This is a genomic window from Actinacidiphila acidipaludis (assembly GCF_019890725.1).
In the GTDB taxonomy this organism is placed as follows: domain Bacteria; phylum Actinomycetota; class Actinomycetes; order Streptomycetales; family Streptomycetaceae; genus Actinacidiphila; species Actinacidiphila acidipaludis.
The window spans coordinates 1-18,509 of the sequence record NZ_JAINZZ010000020.1 but is presented as its reverse complement, the minus strand read 5'-3'; the positions used below and the strand labels follow the sequence as shown (position 1 = coordinate 18,509).

Below are 18,509 nucleotides of genomic sequence, written 5' to 3'. Positions count from 1 at the left end.
CGGCGCCCGGCACCCAGCGGCCAGGCCGGCTCAGTGTCCAGATCGGCTCAGCGGCCAGATCCGCTCAGAGGCCCGGCCACTCCTCTGCGGTCAGGGCGAACCGCTCGTGGTCGCGCCAGGCGTCGTTGATGTAGAGCATCCGGGGCGAGAAGCCCTCGTGGCGGAAGCCCAGCCGCTTGGCCATCCCCACCGAACGGCTGTTGTCCGGCTGGACGTTGATCTCCAGCCGGTGCAGCCCGAGCCCGTCCGGCCAGCTCGCGAAGCAGCGGTCCACCACCAGCCGCATGCCCTCGCTCATCCGCCCGGTGCCGTTGTAGGGCCGGTAACTGTCGTATCCCAGCGCTCCGTTGCGGAAGCGCGCGCGGACGATGTTCGCCACGTTGCACTTCCCCACCAGGCCGCCGTCCTCGTCGTTGATGATGAGGAAGGTCTGCAGCTCGGGACCCTGGCGCCGCAGCAGCTCGTGGAACCCGTCGGGGTCGACGGGGTTCCACGGGCTGAGGTGGTCCGCGGAACGCAGGACCGCTGCGCGGTGTGCGGCGTCGTCCTCGGGCCGGGGCGGCCTGATCGAGACGCGCATCAGCCCATGAACTTCTTGAACTCGTCGGGCAGTTCGAAGTCCTCGCCGGGCATGCCGAACGCGTTGCCGTTCTCGCCCGCGCCCGGCCCCTGCTGCTCGCGGCGGGCGGCGGCCGCCGCGGCATCCGCCTTGCGCTTCATCGGGTTGCCGGACTGGCGCTTGCCCTTGGCCTGCTTCTGCTGCTTCTTCTGCCGGCCGGGGCCGCCGCCCATGCCCGGGATGCCCGGCATCCCCGGCATGCCGCCACCCTGCGCCATGCGCGACATCATCTTGCGGGCGTCGAAGAACCGCTCCACCAGGCTCTTGACCGCGCTGACCTCGACACCGGAACCCTTGGCGATGCGGGCCCGGCGCGAGCCGTTGATGATGTGCGGATCGGCCCGCTCGGCGGGCGTCATGGACTTGATGATCGCCGCGGTGCGGTCGACGTCGCGCTCGTCCAGGTTGTTGATCTGGTCCTTGATCTGGCCCATGCCCGGGAGCATGCCGAGCAGCTTGGACAGCGAGCCCATCTTCCGGACCTGCTCCATCTGCTGGAGGAAGTCGTCGAGCGTGAACTCCTTGGGGCCCTTGGCCAGCTTGGCGGCCATCTTCTCGGCCTCGGCCTGGCTGAAGGTCTGCTCGGCCTTCTCGATGAGCGAGAGCATGTCGCCCATGCCGAGGATCCGGGACGCCATCCGGTCCGGGTGGAACGCGTCGAAGTCGTCCAGCTTCTCGCCGTTCGACGCGAACATGATCTGCTTGCCGGTGACGTGCGCGATGGAGAGCGCGGCACCACCGCGGGCGTCGCCGTCGAGCTTGGAGAGCACCACGCCGTCGAAGCCGACGCCGTCGCGGAAGGCCTCGGCGGTGTTCACCGCGTCCTGGCCGATCATCGCGTCGACGACGAACAGGATCTCGTCGGGGTGGACCGCGTCGCGGATGTCCGCGGCCTGCTGCATCATCTCCTGGTCGATGCCCAGGCGGCCGGCGGTGTCGACGACGACGATGTCGTACTGCTGGGACCGGGCGTAGGCCAGGGAGTCCTGGGCGACCTTCACCGGGTCGCCGACGCCGTTGCCGGGCTCGGGCGCGAAGACCGCGACGCCGGCGCGCTCGGCGACCACGCTGAGCTGGTTCACGGCGTTGGGGCGCTGCAGGTCGCAGGCGACGAGCAGCGGGGTGTGGCCCTGCTTCTGGAGCCACTGGCCGAGCTTGCCGGCCAGGGTGGTCTTACCGGCGCCCTGCAGACCGGCGAGCATGATCACGGTCGGCGGCTGCTTGGCGAACCGCAGCCGGCGGGTCTCCCCGCCGAGGATGGTGATCAGCTCGTCGTTGACGATCTTGATGACCTGCTGCGCCGGGTTCAGCGCCTGCGACACCTCGGCGCCCAGCGCGCGGTCCTTGACCTGCTTGATGAACGCGCGGACCGCGGGCAGCGCGACGTCGGCTTCGAGCAGCGCGATACGGATGTCGCGCGCGGTGGCGTCGATGTCCGCCTCGGAGAGACGGCCCTTGCCCCGGAGGTTCTTGAAGGTGGCTGCAAGGCGGTCGGAGAGGGTGTCGAACACGTCGGTCGCGGATCCTCGCGTCGGGAGTGGGAAGTATCGGCTCCCAGGGTACTGGGAGCCGCCAGGTGCGGTCTGCACCCAGGTCTCACCTCAGGCCCTCCTCGACCTGCCGCGCCACCTCCGCGGCTCACCTCAGGCCCTCCTCGACCTGCCGCGCCACCTCCGCCGCCCGTGCGCTGGGCAGCGCCCCGCCGTCCTTGCCCACCACGTAGAAGGCGTCGACCGCGTCGGCGCCCAGCGTGGAGATGCGGGCCGAGCGGACGGTGACACCGGTCGCGGCCAGCGCCAGGCCGATGCGGTGCAGCAGGCCGGGGGCGTCGTGCGCCCTGACCTCCAGGACCGTGGCGGTCTGCGAGGTGTGGCCGGGGGCGACCGTCACCCGCGGCGGCGGCGCGGTGATGCCGCGGCGGCGCGGGTAGGCGGCCTCGCGCTCGGCCAGCCGGGCCTCGATGTCCAGGCTGCCGTCGAAGGCCCGGGCGAGGTCGGCGCGCAGCCGCGTGGCCTCGGGCAGGGCGCCGTACTCGGCCGACACCCGCCAGCCCAGCAGGGCGACCTGGCCCTCGCCGACCGGGTCGAAGGAGCGCAGGTCGGCGGCGCGGACGGTGAGGCGGTGCAGGGCCAGCACCCCGGCGGCCTGGGCGACCAGGCCCGGCCGGTCCGGCACGGCGAGCAGCAGTTCCACGCCGAGCTTGCGGTCCTGCTCCTCGCCGTCGGTGCCGGGCTCGGTGCGCGCGCGCAGGGCCAGGACCGGACCGCCGGTGCGGGCGGCCTCGATGGCCAGCCGCTCCTCCTCGGCGGTCGGCTCCCCGTCGCCGCTGTCCGGCAGCTCGCCGGTGTCCAGGGCGTCCGCCACCCGGCCGGTGAGGTCGGCGAGCAGCGACGCCCGCCAGGTGCTCCAGGCGGCGGGGCCGGTGGCCAGCGCGTCCGCCTCGGTGAGGGCGGCCAGCAGTTCCAGGGTGGAGGTGTCCCGTACTGCGGCGGCGACCGTGCGGATGGTCTCGGGGTCGTCCAGGTCGCGCCGGGTGGCGGTGTCGATGAGCAGCAGGTGGTGGCGGACCAGCAGGGCCAGGGTCTCGACGTCGGCGGGGCCGAAGCCGATCCGGGCGGCGACGTCGCGGACGATGATCTCGCCGGCCTCGCTGTGGTCGCCGGGCCAGCCCTTTCCGATGTCGTGCAGCAGCGCGGCGGTCAGCAGCAGGTCGGGGCGGCCGACGCGGCGGGTGAGGCCCGCGGCCTGCACGGCGGCCTCCACCAGGTGCCGGTCGACGGTGAAGCGGTGGACGGCGTTGCGCTGCGGGCGGCAGCGCACCCGTTCCCAGTCCGGCAGCAGCCTGGTGACCAGGCCCTCGGCCTCCAGTGCCTCCCAGACGGGGACGGTGGCCTCGCCGGAGCCGAGCAGGGACAGCAGCAGTTCGCGGGCCTCGGCGGGCCACGGCACCGGCATCGGCGGGGCCGCGGCGGCCAGGCGCCGCACGGCGTGCAGGGACAGCGGCAGTCCGGCCTGGGCGGCCGCGGCGGCGGCGCGCAGGGGCAGCACCGGGTCGCGGTCGGGCTTGGCGGTGAGCGCCAGCACGGCCTCGCCCTCCTGCTCGACGACGCCTTCGGCGAGCGGGACGCGCTCGGGCGCCGGCTGGGGCATGGGGCCGCGGCCGCGGCCGAGCAGTCCGCGGCGGCGCGGGCGGCTCTGCCGGGCCCGCAGCACCCGGCCGACCTCGCGCCAGGTGACGTCGGAGGCGTAGGCGATGCGGCGGGCGGCCTCGTACACCTGGCGCAGCAGGGTGTCGGCGTCGAGCAGGCCGAGGGCGGCGGCGACCTGGTCCTGCTCCTGCAGCGCGAGCCGGTCGGTGGCCCGGCCGGTGACCAGGTGCAGGGCGTCCCGGGCGTCGAGGAGCTGGGCGCGGGCGCGTTCCAGGCCCTCGCGGGGGGCGTCGGCCAGCCAGGAGGCGGCGACGGCCCGCAGCGCGGTGGCGTCGCGCAGCCCGCCGCGGGCCTCCTTCAGGTCGGGTTCGAGGAGGTAGGACAGCTCGCCCTGGCGTTCGGCGCGCTCCTGGCACATCTCGTGCAGGGCGGGCAGCCGGGCCGGCGCCTGGTTGCGCCAGTCCGCCAGGACGGCGCTGCGCAGGCCGGAGGTGAGGGCGGGGTCGCCGGCGATGTGGCGGGCGTCGAGCAGGCCGAGCTGGACCTTGAGGTCCTCGCCGGCGGCCTTGCGGGCTTCGGCGGGGGTGCGCACCGAGTGGTCCAGGGCCAGGCCCTGGTCCCACACCGGGTACCAGACGCGGTCGGCGAGCGCGGCGATCTCGGTGGCGCCGTCGTGCAGCAGCACCAGGTCGAGGTCGCTGCGCGGGGAGAGTTCGCCCCTGCCGTAGCCGCCGACGGCCAGCAGCGCCCAGCCCTGGCCGCCGCCCGGGCCGGGGCCGGCCGCGGCGCCCGCCAGCGCGGCCAGCCACCGGTCGGTGAGCGCGGCCAGGGCCGCGCGGCGCGGCGGCCCGGACTCCGCCTCCTGGGTGAGGAGGCGGAGCCGGGCCGCCGCGTAACTGCCGTCCTGCTCGTCGACGCTGTCGGTCACTGGCTCTCCAGCGCTGGTGGGTGGGTGTCCGGAACCGACGTTACGTCCGCCCGGCGGACCGGGCTCAGAGTGCGTCGGGGCCGCGCTCGCCGGTACGGACGCGGACGGCGGTCTCGACGGGCAGGCTCCACACCTTGCCGTCGCCGATCTTGCCGGTCCTGGCGGCCTTCACGACGACCTCGATGAGCTGGTCGGCGTCGGCGTCCTCGACCAGGACCTCGATCCGGACCTTCGGGACGAGGTCCACGGTGTACTCGGCGCCCCGGTAGACCTCGGTGTGGCCGCGCTGCCGGCCGTAGCCGCTGGCCTCGGTGACCGTCAGGCCGTGCACGCCGAACGCCTGCAGGGCTTCCTTGATCTCGTCGAGCCGGTGCGGCTTCACGACGGCGGTGATGAGCTTCACGCGTCCACCTTCTTGACCGGGGAGGCGCCCGCCTCGCTGGAGGTGCCGGGCAGGTCGGCGGCGTTGCGCGCTCCGCTGACGCCGGCGAAGTCGTATGCGGTCTCGGCGTGCAGGACCTGGTCGACGCCGGTGACCTCCTCGTCCTCGGTGACCCGGAAGCCGAGGGTGAGATCGATGAGCTTGGCGAGGATCGCCGCGCACACCAGCGAGTAGCCGAGCACCGAGCCGACGCCGATGAACTGCAGCCCGAGCTGGTGCCAGCCGCCGCCGTAGAACACGCCCTTGGCGGTCTGCCCGACGCCGCCGGTGGCCAGGAAGCCGATGGACAGCGAGCCGACGATGCCGCCGACCATGTGGACGCCGACCACGTCGAGCGAGTCGTCGTAGTTGAACCGGTACTTCAGGCCCACCGCCGCGGCGCAGATCACGCCGGTGACCAGGCCGAGCAGGATGGCGCCGAGCGGGGAGATCGAGCCGCAGGCGGGGGTGACGGCGACCAGGCCGGACACCGCGCCGGAGGCCGCTCCGAGGGTGGTGAACGAGCCGTGCCGCAGCCGCTCGTAGATCAGCCAGCCGAGCATGGCGGCCGCCGTGGCGACCTGGGTGTTGGTGAAGGCCACCGCGGCCACGCCGTCCGAGCCGAGCCAGGAGCCGGCGTTGAACCCGAACCAGCCGAACCACAGCAGGCCGGCGCCGAGCATCACCAGCGGCAGGTTGTGCGGGCGCATGGGGTCGCGCTTGAAGCCCTTGCGCTTGCCGATGACCAGGATCACGCCGAGGGCCGCGGCGCCGGCGTTGATGTGCACCGCGGTGCCGCCGGCGAAGTCGATGACGCCCTTCTTGTACAGCCAGCCGTCCGACGCCCACACCCAGTGCGCCACGGGGAAGTACACCACCGTCGCCCACAGGGTGATGAACAGCGTCCAGGCGGTGAACTTCACCCGGTCCGCGAGAGCGCCGCTGATCAGCGCCGGGGTGATGATCGCGAACATGAGCTGGAAGACCGCGAAGACGTAGACCGGAATTCCGTAATTGGGCCAGAGTTCGGAGATGCCGATGTGGCGCATACCGAACCAGTGCGTCCCGCCCATGAATCCGGTGCCGGAGCCGAACGCGAAACTGAATCCGTAGAGTGTCCACAGAACGGTGATGATGCCGAGGCTGATGAAACTCATCATCAGCATGTTCAGGGCGCTCTTGACCCGCACCATACCGCCGTAGAAGAAGGCGAGACCGGGGGTCATCACCATCACCAGGGCGGCGCTGATCAGCATGAACGCCGTACTTCCCGTGTCGAGCCTGGGCGCATCCGCGGCCAGCGTCATGATGGCTGGTGCCATCGGCGTCTCCTCGTCGTCCGGACGGCCCGTGCGGGGCGGTGCAAGGTGTGGGCCGCTTTTCGCCACGAGATTGACTCAGCCGGGTTTCCGTCGATGCCGAACGGTGTTTCACCGCCGTGACGAAGAAGACACCCGTGTTACGCCGAGGTGAACCGTCCCGAGGGGACGGTGAGGCTGTATACGGGTGGGAAAGAAGTCCGTCAGGCGGACTCGGCCACCTCGGGGAGCTCCACCGCGAGCCGGTCGGCGAGCCGGACGACCTCCGGTACGTCGCCGAAGTCCCGCAGCGCGGTGTGCGTGGTCTTGCGGATCCGGGTGTTGACCCGTTCTGACCGGACCCGCTTGGCCACGGTTATGGCGTGGTCGGTGAAGTGCGCGGCCTGCTCGGGTTCCTTCATCAGCAGGTGCACGGTGCCCATGCCGACCAGGTTGAGCGCGTAGGCGCGCTGGTGCACCGGGTCGCCGCTGAAGCCGTCGACGGCCTGGACCATCTCGGGGTGCGCGAGCGAGGCGTACGTGGGGCTGCGGCCGGCGACATAGGCCAGGTCGCGGTACGAGTGGGCGTTCTCCGCGTGCAGCTCGGCCTCGTTGAAGAAGGTGATCCAGGCGGGGTCGTCGGTGGGCCGGGAGTCGGCGAAGGTGTCCTCGGCCATGCGCACCGCGCGGTGGCACTTGTTGACCTGGCCCATGTTGGCGTAGGCGCGGGCCTCCAGGGCGTGCAGCATCGCCTGGGTGGTCGCCGAGGCCGAGTCGCGGCTGCCGTACTGCGCCAGGTGGATGAGCTCCAGCGCGTCGTCGGGCCGGTCGAGGTGGATCATCTGCCGGCTCATCGACGACAGGATGAACGCGCCCAGCGGCCGGTCGCCGGCCTCCTTGGCCGCGTGCAGGGCCAGCACCAGGTACTTCTGCGCGGTCGGGTGCAGGCCCACGTCGTAGCTCATCCAGCCGGCGAGCGCGGCCAGGTCGGCGGTGATCCGGTAGAGGCGCTGGGCGACGGTCTCGGGGTGGGCCTCCTGCAGCAGGTCGGTGACCTCGTGCAGCTGGCCGACGACGGCCTTGCGGCGCAGCCCGCCGCCGCACTGGCTGTCCCACTCGCGGAACATCACCGTGGTGGCCTCCAGCAGCTCCAGCTCCTGCTCGGACAGCCGCGAGGGCCGGCCGCCGGCGTCGCGCGGCGGGGCCGCCGCGGCCGGGTGCGCACCGGGACCGGCCGGGACCAGCCAGCGCTGCAGGGGTTCGAGCAGGGCCGGCCCGGCGGACAGGGCGAGCGAGGTGCCGAGGAAGCCGCGGCGGCCGAGCATCAGGTCGCTGCGGGAGAACTCGTTGATGAGCTGGACGGTCTGCGGGCCGGCCCACGGCAGGTCGATGTCGCCGCCCGCGGGCGGCTGGTGCGCGGAGCGCAGGCCGAGGTCCTCGACGGGCACGACGCAGCCGAAGCGCTCGGAGAACAGCTCGGACAGGATGCGCGGGATGGGCTCCCGCGGCTGCTCGCCGTCCAGCCAGCGGCGGACCCGCGAGGTGTCGGTGCTGACATGGTGCGCCCCGAGCTGGCGCGCCCGGCGGTTGACCTGGCGTGCGAGCTCGCCCTTGGACCAGCCGCTGCGCATGAACCAGGAGTTCAGTTGCGCGTTGGGCTGCTTCTCCGCTGTGCCGCCCACGGTCAAGCCCCCATCCACTTCTCTCAACCCCTTGGATACCAGGGTCGGTTGAGCCCTGTGGCCCGAATCACGGGATCCGCACCGCCGGATTGTGCGGAACGCCGGTGCCTCCGGCATACGCCGGGGGGGCGCGCGGACCACCACCATGAACTCACGAACCGAAAGTAGTCCTACGGTCACCCGCCCGGCGAGCATGGTTGCGGAAACGCCACCATTCGCCACCCCTTCGGATGAACTCACCTCCAGCAACAGACGATTCACTTGACACATGCCGGTCGTCCGAGGTCGGACGGGCAGTGCGGGAGCGTAACCATCGGCGGCGGCAATCCGTTGGAGGGGTCATGGTGTTCACGATCGGCAGCATGCGGGAGATGCGCGCGGACCGCTCAGGAATGCGCAACGCCGCCCGGATCGCGATGCTCTCCGGAGCGCGGACCGGCGCGCGGCGCCGTACGCACGCCTCGGCGTGCTCCAGTGTCGCCCAGTACACGGGACTCTTCGGCTGGGCGGTGCGGCCGGGCGCCCGCGCGGCCCGCGGCGGCTCGGCCTGCTCCTGCGGCGACGTCCGCTGCGCGCGGCCGGGCGCGCACCCGCTGTCGTTCGCCGACGAGGTCCCGGCGGGGGCCTCGGCGGAACAGGCGGCCGAGGCGTGGGCGCAGGTCCCGGGCGCGGCCGTGCTGCTGCCCGCCGGACGCTCCTTCGACGTGATCGACGTCGCGGAGCAGCCGGGCCGGCGGGCGCTGGCCCGGCTGGAGCGGATGGGGCTGCGGGTGGGTCCGGTGCTGCTGACCCCGGACGGGCGCGCGCAGTTCTTCGTCGCGCCGGGCGCGGCGGACGAGCTGCCCGCGCTGCTGTACCGGATGGGCTGGGACGACGCGCGGCTGGATCTGCGCTGTCTGGGCCCCGGCGACCACGTCACCGCTCCGCCGTCGGACCACGGCGGGCTCGGCCCGGTCCGGTGGCTGCGCGAGCCGCGGACCAGCGCGCGCGAGGGTCTTTCCCAGCCGCCCGAGGCGCGGCTGCTGCTGGGCACGCTCGCGTATGTGAGCCACCGGGCCCGCGCCTGCGCCTGACCCGTCCGGCCTCGTGTCCCGCCATGCGTAAGGGGCGCCCACATTCCGTGGACGCCCCTTACGGCTTTCTCGGTTCTCAGGTGAGCCCGTCAGTCGCCGATCAGCGCGTCGACGAAGGCGCCCGGCTCGAAGGGCGCGAGGTCGTCGGCGCCCTCGCCGAGGCCGATGAGCTTGACCGGGACGCCGAGCTCCCGCTGCACCGCGACGACGATGCCGCCCTTGGCGGTGCCGTCGAGCTTGGTCAGCACGATGCCGGTGATGTCCACCACCTCGGCAAAGACCCGGGCCTGGACCAAGCCGTTCTGGCCGGTGGTGGCGTCCAGGACCAGCAGCACCTCGTCGACCGGGCCGTGCTTCTCCACGACCCGCTTGACCTTGCCCAGCTCGTCCATCAGGCCGGTCTTGGTGTGCAGCCGGCCGGCGGTGTCGACCAGGACGGTGTCGGCGCCCTCGGCGATGCCCTCCTTGACCGCGTCGAACGCCACGGACGCCGGGTCGCCGCCCTCGGGACCGCGCACGGTCCGGGCGCCGACGCGCTCGCCCCAGGTCTGCAGCTGGTCGGCCGCCGCCGCGCGGAAGGTGTCGGCGGCGCCGAGCACCACGCTGCGGCCGTCGGCGACCAGGACCCGGGCGAGCTTGCCGGTGGTCGTGGTCTTGCCGGTGCCGTTGACGCCCACGACGAGCACCACGGCCGGGCTCTCCTCGTGGCTCTCGGTGCGCAGGGTGCGGTCGAGAGTGGGGTCGACGAGGGTGACGAGCTCCTCACGCAGCAGCGCGCGCAGCTCCTCGGGGGTACGGGTGCCGAGCACGCGCACCCGGGTGCGCAGCCGCTCGACGAGCTCCTGGGTCGGGGTCACGCCGACGTCGGCGGTGATGAGGGTGTCCTCGATCTCCTCCCACGTCTCCTCGTCCAGGCGCTCCCGGGACAGCAGGGTGAGCAGCCCCTTGCCGAGGGTGGTCTGGGAGCGGGACAGCCGGGACCGCAGGCGCACCAGCCGCCCGGCCGTCGGCTCGGGCTGCTCGAGGACCGGCGGCGGGAGGACGTCCAGCTCCTCCAGCGCCTCGGGCACTGCGGTCGCGCCGGCACCGGGCAGCGGGACCTCTTCGATGGTCCTGCGGGCTTCCTCCCGCGGGGCCTCGGCCTCGTCCCCGACGTGGGGTTCGGTGGGAGGCGCGGTGATCGTCGGAGTGCTGGGCGGGGCGCTGGGCAGCTGCTGCTTCTTCTTGCGGCGGCTGCCGACGACCAGCCCGCCGGCCCCGAGGATCACGACCAGGGCGATGACGACGGCAAGGATGACGATTTCCATAACCCGACCAGTATCTCTGCTTTTCGGTTCCGTACGGCCAAGGTCGCGGCCCGGAACCCGTCCGAGCCGCGACCGCGTCCTGCCGGGAGAGCGCTAGCCCATCTCCTCCAGGGACTTGCCCTTCGTCTCCTTCACGAACTTCAGGACGAACGGGATGGAGAGCAGGGCGAAGCCGGTGTAGATCATGTAGGTGCCGGACAGGTTCCAGTCCGACAGGCTGGGGAAGCTCGCCGTGATCGCCCAGTTGGCGATCCACTGCGCGGCGGCGGCGACGCCCAGGGCCGCGGCGCGGATCTTGTTCGGGAACATCTCGCCGAGGAAGACCCAGACCACGACGCCCCACGACAGGGCGAAGAAGAGCACGAAGACGTGCGCGGCGATCAGCGCGACCGTGCCCTGTGTGCTGGGCAGCGTGTCGCCGTGGCGCGAGGAGAACGCCCACGCCTCCAGGGCCAGCGCGACCGCCATGCCGGCGGAGCCGATCAGCGCGAGCGGCCTGCGGCCGATCCGGTCGACGAAGATCATCGCGATGACCGTGCCGATGATGTTCACGATCGACGTGGTGAACGAGTAGAAGAACGAGCTGCTCGGGTTGATGCCGACCGACTGCCACAGCGTGGACGAGTAGTAGAAGGCCACGTTGATGCCCACGAGCTGCTGGAACGCGCTCAGGCCGATACCGATCCAGACGATCGGCAGGAAGTAGGCGCGCCCGCCGAGCAGGTCACTGAAGCTGGCCTTGTGCTCGCGGCGCATCGCGTGCTCGATCTCGGAGACCCGCGCGTCGAGGTCGGTGTCCTTGCCCTCGACGTCGGCGAGCACCTCCCGGGCTTCCTTCTGGCGGCCGACGCTGAGCAGGAACCGCGGCGACTCCGGGATGGCGAACGACAGCAGCCCGTAGATCACCGCCGGGACCACCATGACGCCCAGCATGACCTGCCAGGCCTCCACGCCGAGGAGGGAGCCGCGCTGCTGGCCGTGCGCGGCGTTCAGGATGCCCCAGTTGACGAGCTGGGAGACGGCGATGCCGAGCACGATGGCCGCCTGCTGGAACGAGGCCAGGCGTCCGCGGTAGGCCGGCGGGGCGACCTCGGCGATGTAGGCGGGGCCGATGACGGAGGCCATGCCGATGGCGAAGCCGCCGATGATCCGCCAGAAGGCCAGTTCCCACAGGGCGAACGGCAGGGCCGAGCCGATGGCGCTGATGGTGAAGAGCACCGAGGCGATCTGCATGCACCGGATGCGGCCGATGCGGTCCGCGATCCGGCCCGCGACCGCGGCGCCGATGGCGCAGCCGATCAGCGCGATCGCCACGACCTGGGCGAGGGCCGCCGAGCCGATGCTGTAACGGTCGCGGATCGCTTCGACCGCGCCGTTGATGACAGAGCTGTCGTAACCGAAGAGAAAGCCACCCATCGCCGCGGCCGCGGTGATGAAGATGACATGGCCGAGGTGTTCTGTCGCGGTGGTGTGCCGGGCCGGCTCCGTGTTGGGTGCGGTGCTCGTCAAGGTTCGTCTCCTCGGGCTCGACGGTGAGCCCTCACATGAGGGTGTGGATCTTCAAGTGTTCGGCCGCCCGGGAGGGGCCACCACCCGAACGTTTTGCCAACAACCCGGAGACTATGCCTTCACGTTTCGAAACTAAAAACCGGAGATCACCAAGGAAACCGGCCTTCCCCCACTCCCCTGCCTTCACATCTCGAAGACAGGGCTCCTCGCGCCGGGGATACGCAGGCCGGACGAGCAGGCGTCAGGCGCTCTGCTGCTTGCCGTTCCGCAGGCGCTGGCTGATCACCTTGGACACACCGTCGCCCTGCATGGATACGCCGTACAGGGCATCGGCGACCTCCATCGTGCGCTTCTGGTGCGTGATGACGATCAGCTGGGAGCTTTCCTGGAGTTCCTCCATGATCCGGATCAGTCGCTGCAGGTTGGTGTCGTCCAGCGCGGCCTCGACCTCGTCCATGACGTAGAACGGACTCGGCCGGGCCTTGAAGATCGACACCAGCATCGCCACCGCGGTCAGCGACCGCTCGCCGCCGGACAGCAGTGACAGCCGCTTGACCTTCTTCCCGGGCGGGCGGGCCTCAACCTCCACGCCCGTGGTGAGCATGTTGTCCGGGTCGGTGAGCAGCAGCCGGCCCTCGCCGCCGGGGAACAGCCGCGAGAAGACGCCCTCGAACTCCCGTGCGGTGTCGTGGAACGCCGCGGTGAACACCTGCTCCACCCGCTCGTCGACGTCCTTGACCACCTGCAGCAGGTCGGCCCGCGTCTTGCGCAGGTCCTCCAGCTGCTCGGTGAGGAACTTGTGCCGCTCCTCCAGCGCCGCGAACTCCTCCAGCGCCAGGGGGTTGACCTTGCCGAGCTGCGCGTAGGACTTCTCCGCCGCCTTCAGCCGCTTCTCCTGCTCGGCCCGGACGAACGGGCGCGGCTGGTTGCGCGGATGCTCCGGGTCCTCCGGCAGCGTCTCGCCCTCGGCCGGCGGGGAGGGCGGCACCAACTGGTCGGGGCCGTACTCCGCGACGAGCCCGGCCGGCTCCATGCCGTGCTCCTCCAGCGCCTTCGCCTCGAGCTGCTCGATGCGCAGCCGCTTCTCGGCCCCCAGCACCTCGCCCTTGTGGACGTCGTTGGTGAGCTTGTCCAGCTCGGCCTTCAGTTCACGGCCGCGCCTGCGCTCCCGGGCCAGCTCGGCCTCACGCTCCGCCCGCGCCGCCTCGGCCGCGGCCCGCTCGGCCTCCGCCCGGCCGACCGAGACCTGCACGTACTGCAGCAGGCCCCGGGCGCCGGTGAGCACCGCTGCGGCGACCGCGGCCTCGTACTCCAGCCGTGCCCTGCGCCGCTCCGCCCGGGCGCGCGCCTCGCGTTCGGCGCGGGCCGCCCGGTCCAGGCCGTCGGCCCGGCCGGCCAGGCCCTTCACCCGCTCCTCGTGGGTGCGCACCTGCAGCCGCGCCTCCATCTCGGTCTGCCGGGCGTTGGCGCCGTCCGCGGCGAGCCGGTCACGGGCGAAGGTGTCGGGCTCCTCCTCGCCCGGCTCCTCCTGCGCCTCGCTCAGCCGGTACGACAGCTCCTCCAGTTCCTCGCGCGCGGCGGCCAGCGTCTCCTGCGCCCGGAGCACCGCGGCCGCGGCGCGCTCGGCCTCGCCGGCGGCCGCTCTCGCCTGTCCGCCGTGGCGGCCGAGCTGCTGGGCGACCGAGGACTTCTCCTTCTCCGCGGCGCGGCGGCGCTGGGACACGTCGTCGACCGTCCGGGCGGCCGCCGACCGGCGCTCCTTCGCCTCCTGCTGACGGCCGGCCAGCTCGGCGCACTGCTCCTCCAGCCGCTGCAGCTCGGCCTCGGCCTCGTCGACCTGGGCCTGCACCTCCAGCAGGCTGGGCGCCTTGGCGGAGCCGCCCTGCGCGGTGTGCGCGGCGAGCAGATCGCCCTCGGCGGTGACGGCGGTGAGGTGCGGGTGGGACGCGACGATCTCCTCGGCCTCCTCCAGCGCACCGACCACGACGACGTCCCGCAGCAGCCGGCGCACCGCGGGCAGCAGCTCGCCGTCGGCCGCGACGAGTTCGGCGGCCCAGCGCGCGCCCGCCGGGAGCCCGGCGGCCGGTTCCGGACGCGGCGCGGGCACGCCGGCCGGCGCGGCGCCGGGGTGTCCGACGGCGACGCCGGCGGCCGGGACGCCGGAGGCGGCGGCCGTGCCCGGCGTTCCCGGGTCGCGCGCACCGGAGTCGCGCTCGGAGGCCGGGCCGCCGGGGGCCGGAATCCCGGGGACGCCCGGGGTGCCGTGGCCGGTCCGATCGCCCGGCGTGCCGTGGCCGGTGGTGTGCGGGCCGTCCGGGTGGGCGGAAGGACCGTCGGGCTGCGGGGCGTTGGCCAGCAGGAGCGCCGCGCGGCCCGCGTCCTCCTTGCGGAGCAGCCGCAGCGCCTCGGCCGCGGCCGCGGGACCGCTGACGGCGACGGCGTCGGCGGCCGCGCCCAGGGCCGCCGCTATCGGGATCTCGTACCCGGCGGTGACGCGCAGCATGGTCGCGGCCGACCCGAGCACTCCGGCGATCCGGCCCTCCCCGTCGCTGCCCGAACCCGCCAGCAGCGCGCCGCTGCCGTCCTTGCGGCGCAGGGCCGGGGCGAGGGCGTCGCGGCGGGCGGCGACCGCGGCGCGCTGCCGTTCCGCGGCGGTGGCCGCGTCCCGGGCGGCGGTGAAGTCCTCCTCGGCCGACGACTGTTCGGCGCGGGCGGCCTCGAAGAGCGCGTCCAGCTCGGAGTCGTCGGCGTCCAGGCCCTCGACCTGGGCGCGCAGCTCCTCGTAGTCGGCCTGTGCGGACTCCGCGCGGTCGCGGGCCTCGTCGCGGGCCGAGGCGAGCCGGCCGATCTCGGCCTCGGCCGCGGCGGCCTTGGAACGGGCGGCGTTGACCTGGCCGTTGAGCCGGGCCAGGCCCTCACGGCGGTCGGCGATGGCGCGGGCCGCGGCCCGCAGCCGGTTCTCCTCCTCGGCCAGGCGGTGTTCCAGCTCCGCGCGGTGGCCGACGGTGTCGTCCAGGGCGCGCTGTGCCGCGTCGAGGGCCTCGGTCAGCTCGGCCTCCTGCTCGCGGATGCGGGCGGCCTCGCGTTCCATGTCCTCCGGGTCGCGGCCGCGGCGCTCCTCGGCGGGCTGGCCGGTGGCGTGCCGGTGCCGCTGCTCGGCCAGGCCGATGGTGCCGCGGACCCGTTCGGCGAGCTGGGACAGCTCGTACCAGGTGGACTGAGCCTCGTTCAGCCGCGGGGTCAGCGCCCGCACCTGCTCCTCCAGGCGGGCCTCGCGCTGGAGGGCGGCGGCCAGTTCGGACTCGACGGCGTCCCGCCGCTCCTTGAGGGCGGCCTCGTCGGCGACCTCGGCACGCAGCGCGTCGCGCAGCGCCACCAGGTCGTCGGCGAGCAGCCGCAGCCGCGCGTCGCGCAGGTCGGCCTGGATGACGGCGGCCCGGCGGGCGACCTGAGCCTGCCGGCCGAGCGGCTTGAGCTGGCGGCGCAGTTCGCCGGTGAGGTCGGTGACGCGGGCCAGGTTCGCCTGCATCGCGTCGAGTTTCCGCAGCGCCTTCTCCTTGCGCTTGCGGTGCTTGAGGACGCCGGCGGCTTCCTCGATGAAGGCGCGGCGGCCCATCGGGTCGGCGTGCAGGACCGAGTCGAGCTGGCCCTGGCCGACGATGACGTGCATCTCACGGCCGATGCCGGAGTCGGAGAGGAGTTCCTGGATGTCCAGCAGGCGGCAGGTGTCGCCGTTGATCTGGTACTCGCTGCCGCCGTTGCGGAACATGATGCGGGTGATGGTGACTTCGGCGTACTCGATCGGCAGCACGCCGTCGGTGTTGTCGATGGTCAGCGACACCTCGGCGCGGCCCAGCGGCGGGCGGCCGGTGGTGCCGGCGAAGATGACGTCCTCCATCTTGCCGCCGCGCAGCGACTTGGCACCCTGTTCGCCCATGACCCAGGACAGCGCGTCCACCACGTTCGACTTGCCGGACCCGTTGGGTCCCACGACGCAGGTGATGCCGGGTTCGAAGCGCAGCGTCGTCGCCGAGGCGAACGACTTGAAGCCGCGCAGTGTGAGGCTTTTCAGATGCACGCCGGTCGACTCTACTCGCCGTCCCCGGTTTCACCCATGAATGTGCAGGGCACATCAGACGTTAAGAGCGAGCCGGGTGTGAGCCAGGACACGGTACGGGGAGGCCAGACGGGGCAGGGGAGGCAATGACGAAGGGACGCCGAAGCGTCCCTTGCATGCATGTACTGCAGATGCGGTTGCTGCAGTTCTCACACGGTGGTGTGGGGTTCCTGTCCGGCGGATCGCGTCGGATCAGGCCAGCACGGGCTCCGCGTGAGCTACGTCGATGCTGCTGAGCAGCGACTCGTCGCGCGACGGGACAGTCAGCGTGTCGTTCTCGGCCTGCATCCGGAGAATCTCGGCTTCCAGGTCCTGAACACGCTGCTGCAGCCTTCGCATCTCGGCGAGGAGTCGCGGGTCGGGACCGCCGACGTAACCGAGAAGCGCCTTTGCCATGATGGATGGTCCTCCACGCTGAGTGACCGACCGGAGCGGTTTGGGTCGTGGGTGAGGGGTACACTCCCGCGCACGGTGCAGTTACTACCGTGACCGCTGCATGGGTTCTGTGGAGCCACGATGCGCGGGGCTTCCAGCGTCTCACCAAATAAGGGGACGGTCAACACGATCACAGCCCAGCCGTCGGGTGTGCCTCAGAAAACACGGCGCTGACGGCGCCGCGGGCTGCCCGGTGTGGCATCGAGATCATCCTCGATGGGGGCAGCCTGACACGGCATCCGCCGTATGGCAACAGTCTGTGCTCACCGGATCTGGAAACCGTCGTAGCCGCCGCGGGGGTCACCCCATATTTCGGTCACTCCGTCGACGCGCCCGGGCGTGTCGCCGTGCCGCAGCCAGTCGAGCAGGCGTTCGCAGCGCTCCCGGCCGCCCTCGGCGACGACCTGCACCCGGCCGTCGGCGAGATTGCTGACGTACCCCGTCATGCCACCGGTCTCCAGGGCGGTGGCCCTGGTCCACCAGCGGAAGCCGACGCCCTGGACGCGGCCGCGGACCCACGCGGTGAGCCGGACATTTTCGTTCATGTGCGCACGCTATCCCTCCGGTTCCCGCCGCGGCGCCGCGCCTCCCGACGCCATTCGCTACAGTCGCCCCCCAGCAAGACTTCACTCGTTCGGGTGAACGACAGCGTGAGGAGCGCGGCAGATGGGGCGTCACAGCCGTCATGCGCAGCCCGCGGTACCGCAGCAGGGACCGGGGCCGCGGGGCCATCGTGGCCGGCGCAGGCACCACCCGGTCCGCACGGGCATGCTGGCCTCGTCGGCCGCGATGGCCGCCGGCGCGGTGGCCCTCTCGTCGGGGCTGCTGTCCGGCGTGACCGGTGGACTGTCCTCCGGCGACGGCGGCAGCACCGGGACGCAGGCGGACGGCCTGCCGCCCACGCAGCCGGGCAGCGACGCGCCCTCACCGCAGGGCGGCAGCGGCGCGCCCACCACCGGCGGGAGCAGCACGCCGGCCGGTTCCCCGTCGGCGGGCGGGAGCCGCACCCCGACCGCGAGCGCGTCGATGAGCCCGGGCCGGACGGCCGCGACGACGGCCGCGCCCACGCCGACGCGCACGACGGCCGCGCCGACCCGTCCCGTGGTGACGAAGGCGCCGGCGCGCACCACGCAGCCGGCTTCCACCCCGGCGACGCTGGACACGGTGGCGGCGGCTCGCGCGCAGATCCTCACCCTGGTGAACCAGCAGCGGGCGACCGCCGGCTGCCACCCGCTGACCGCGAGCTCGGCGCTGAACGAGCTGGCGCAGAACTTCAGCGACGACATGGCGGCGCGCGGGTTCTTCGACCACACCGACCCGGACGGCCACACACCGTGGGACCGGGCCAAGGCCCTCGGCATCAGCAATCTGGGCGGCGAGAACATAGCCCGGGGCCAGGCGGACGCGGAAGCCGTGATGACCGCCTGGATGAACAGCCCCGGCCACCGGGCCAACATCCTCGACTGCGACTACACGACCCTCGGGGTCGGCATCCACTTCGGCCCGGGCGGGCCGTGGTGGACGCAGGACTTCGGCTTCTGAGCCCCTCTCCGAGGGCCCGCCACTCCCCCGGGGCGTTCCCCCGGGCCGTCATGCGGTGAGGCGGGGGCTCCGGGTACGCACCGGATGCACGGCGGCGGGGCCGCATATGCAGCGAGCTTCGAACCGTTCTGAGCGGAGCGCCACGAACCATGGGACTGGACGTCCTCCGTCTGAGCATCGTGTGTCCTCCACCTGACCTGGGCGGCGTGGAGGTCCGACCGGTCGTCAACGGCCGGGATCTTCTGGCCGAGGTGGTTCCCGGTGGCACAGGAGGCTCCCGGTACCGGGGAGTGAGCCCCAGATATCTGCTGGACGAGGACGGGCCGTTGCATGCCACGGCCGCGCCTCACGAGGTGCGTCTCGCCAGGTCCGGGTGCGGCGTCGAGGAGTGCTGTGGCGCGCTGTCCATGACGGTCAGCCGTGACGGGG

General features: G+C 72.6%; 13 protein-coding genes. 2 read left to right on the top strand and 11 right to left on the bottom strand.

Translation table 11 applies throughout. From position 1 onward, the window contains the following. Nucleotides 1-64: 64 nt before the first annotated feature. The 6 genes from K7862_RS17635 to nsdA all read right to left on the bottom strand — a co-directional run bounded on the left by K7862_RS17635 (nucleotide 65) and on the right by nsdA (nucleotide 8,097). Nucleotides 65-580 (bottom strand): GNAT family N-acetyltransferase, encoded by a 516-nt coding sequence (locus tag K7862_RS17635; RefSeq protein ID WP_222963582.1) that lies wholly within the window; start codon nucleotides 578-580, stop codon nucleotides 65-67. Further along, entirely contained in the window at nucleotides 580-2,130 is a 1,551-nt protein-coding gene (ffh, locus tag K7862_RS17630) for a signal recognition particle protein (RefSeq protein ID WP_222963581.1), read from the bottom strand. The genes K7862_RS17635 and ffh overlap by 1 nt, the downstream gene beginning before the upstream one ends. A 127-nt stretch (nucleotides 2,131-2,257) precedes the next feature. Continuing rightward, nucleotides 2,258-4,696: a [protein-PII] uridylyltransferase gene (locus K7862_RS17625; protein WP_222963580.1), complete on the bottom strand. Its 2,439-nt coding sequence runs from the start codon at nucleotides 4,694-4,696 to the stop codon at nucleotides 2,258-2,260. Between the two features lie 64 nt (nucleotides 4,697-4,760). Then, on the bottom strand, nucleotides 4,761-5,099 hold the full coding sequence (locus K7862_RS17620; protein ID WP_222963579.1) for a P-II family nitrogen regulator: 339 nt from the start codon (nucleotides 5,097-5,099) through the stop codon (nucleotides 4,761-4,763). Further along, nucleotides 5,096-6,439, bottom strand: coding sequence for an ammonium transporter (locus K7862_RS17615; RefSeq protein ID WP_222963578.1), 1,344 nt, complete (start codon nucleotides 6,437-6,439; stop codon nucleotides 5,096-5,098). Before K7862_RS17615 ends, K7862_RS17620 begins: the two co-directional genes overlap by 4 nt. A gap of 200 nt (nucleotides 6,440-6,639) precedes the next feature. Then, the gene (gene nsdA, locus K7862_RS17610) at nucleotides 6,640-8,097 is read right to left on the bottom strand and encodes a transcriptional repressor NsdA (protein WP_443611931.1); all 1,458 of its coding nucleotides are present in this window, start codon (nucleotides 8,095-8,097) and stop codon (nucleotides 6,640-6,642) included. A 341-nt stretch (nucleotides 8,098-8,438) separates the two neighbouring features. On the opposite strand from nsdA, the gene K7862_RS17605 reads away from it, so the two are divergent. Then, on the top strand, nucleotides 8,439-9,170 hold the full coding sequence (locus K7862_RS17605) for a bifunctional DNA primase/polymerase (RefSeq protein ID WP_222963576.1): 732 nt from the start codon (nucleotides 8,439-8,441) through the stop codon (nucleotides 9,168-9,170). Nucleotides 9,171-9,259: 89 nt separating this feature from the next. Here K7862_RS17605 and ftsY read toward each other — a convergent pair whose 3' ends face one another. From ftsY to K7862_RS17580, 5 genes are all read right to left on the bottom strand, one after another. After that, complete coding sequence (gene ftsY, locus K7862_RS17600; RefSeq protein ID WP_222963575.1) at nucleotides 9,260-10,477, bottom strand: signal recognition particle-docking protein FtsY; 1,218 nt, start codon at nucleotides 10,475-10,477, stop codon at nucleotides 9,260-9,262. A gap of 93 nt (nucleotides 10,478-10,570) precedes the next feature. Beyond that, nucleotides 10,571-11,986 carry a sugar porter family MFS transporter gene (locus tag K7862_RS17595; RefSeq protein WP_222963574.1) on the bottom strand — a complete coding sequence of 472 codons (1,416 nt, stop codon included), beginning with the start codon at nucleotides 11,984-11,986 and terminating at the stop codon, nucleotides 10,571-10,573. A 241-nt stretch (nucleotides 11,987-12,227) separates the two neighbouring features. Continuing rightward, nucleotides 12,228-16,064 carry an AAA family ATPase gene (locus K7862_RS17590; RefSeq protein WP_222963573.1) on the bottom strand — a complete coding sequence of 1,279 codons (3,837 nt, stop codon included), beginning with the start codon at nucleotides 16,062-16,064 and terminating at the stop codon, nucleotides 12,228-12,230. A gap of 231 nt (nucleotides 16,065-16,295) precedes the next feature. Further along, nucleotides 16,296-16,499, bottom strand: a complete 204-nt coding sequence (locus K7862_RS17585) for a hypothetical protein (protein ID WP_222963572.1) — start codon at nucleotides 16,497-16,499, stop codon at nucleotides 16,296-16,298. Nucleotides 16,500-16,801: 302 nt separating this feature from the next. Next, entirely contained in the window at nucleotides 16,802-17,083 is a 282-nt protein-coding gene (locus K7862_RS17580) for an acylphosphatase (protein WP_222963571.1), read from the bottom strand. A 223-nt stretch (nucleotides 17,084-17,306) separates the two neighbouring features. Between K7862_RS17580 and K7862_RS17575 the strand changes: the two genes are divergently transcribed. Continuing rightward, nucleotides 17,307-18,080, top strand: a complete 774-nt coding sequence (locus K7862_RS17575) for a CAP domain-containing protein (protein WP_262413338.1) — start codon at nucleotides 17,307-17,309, stop codon at nucleotides 18,078-18,080. The last annotated feature ends 429 nt before the right edge of the window (nucleotides 18,081-18,509 follow it).

Bases quoted from the DNA above. Each gene is read 5' to 3' on its own strand.
- K7862_RS17635 (WP_222963582.1), bottom strand. From the start codon at position 580: ATGCGCGTCTCGATCAGGCCGCCCCGGCCCGAGGACGACGCCGCACAC.
- K7862_RS17615 (WP_222963578.1), bottom strand. From the start codon at position 6,439: ATGGCACCAGCCATCATGACGCTGGCCGCGGATGCGCCCAGGCTCGAC.
- K7862_RS17605 (WP_222963576.1), top strand. From the start codon at position 8,439: ATGGTGTTCACGATCGGCAGCATGCGGGAGATGCGCGCGGACCGCTCA.
- ftsY (WP_222963575.1), bottom strand. From the start codon at position 10,477: ATGGAAATCGTCATCCTTGCCGTCGTCATCGCCCTGGTCGTGATCCTC.
- K7862_RS17585 (WP_222963572.1), bottom strand. From the start codon at position 16,499: ATGGCAAAGGCGCTTCTCGGTTACGTCGGCGGTCCCGACCCGCGACTC.
- K7862_RS17580 (WP_222963571.1), bottom strand. From the start codon at position 17,083: ATGAACGAAAATGTCCGGCTCACCGCGTGGGTCCGCGGCCGCGTCCAG.
- K7862_RS17575 (WP_262413338.1), top strand. From the start codon at position 17,307: ATGCTGGCCTCGTCGGCCGCGATGGCCGCCGGCGCGGTGGCCCTCTCG.